Here is a 719-nt window from a genome sequence, read left to right on the forward strand (position 1 = left end):
TCTATCGGAGGAGGATCCATGGCTCAAGTTCTACACAAACGCGCCACGACCACGCACGCCATCCGAGCGGAGTTACAGCGATCGCAGGATTCGATCGCGACGCTAAGTAAGCGTTACAACTTAAACCCCAAGACCGTGATCAAGTGGCGTAAGCGTGACTCGGTTGAAGATCAGCCCATGGGACCTCGGGAGCCACATTCGACCTCCCTGACTCTGGCTGAAGAGGCCGCTGCGATTGCGTTCCGGCAGAAGACGTTGCTGCCTCTGGACGATTGCCTGCATGCCTTGCAGCGCTTTATACCGGGGCTTTCGCGCTCGGGCCTGCATCGGCTCTACCAGCGACACGGCATTAGTAACCTCCCGCGCTCAGCTGAGCCGGTACGTGAGAAGAAAGCCTTCAAACGTTATCCGCTGGGCTATCTGCATATCGATATCACCGAGGTGCGTACCGCAGAGGGCCGAGCCTATCTCTTTGTGGCGATCGATCGCACCTCGAAGTTTGTCTATGCCGAGTTACATGAGCAGATGATGCGCAAAGATGCGGTCGACTTTTTGGAGGCCACGCTTAAGACGTTACCTTATAAGGTGCATACGGTACTCACCGACAACGGCATTCAATTTGCCAAGAAGATCGGTACTGAACGCTACCGGGCCCATCCTTTCGATGTGATCTGTTATCGGCACGGCATTGAACATCGGCTAACCAAGCCCTTCCATCC

General features: G+C 55.4%; 1 protein-coding gene. It reads left to right on the forward strand.

The annotated features are described in order from the left end of the window. Positions 1-18 precede the first annotated feature (18 nt). On the forward strand, positions 19-719 hold a 701-nt coding region (locus tag IEX86_RS24780; protein WP_188868800.1), incomplete at its 3' end, for a DDE-type integrase/transposase/recombinase.

The organism is Pseudomonas asuensis (genome assembly GCF_014646755.1).
Classification (GTDB): Bacteria; Pseudomonadota; Gammaproteobacteria; order Pseudomonadales; family Pseudomonadaceae; genus Chryseomonas; species Chryseomonas asuensis.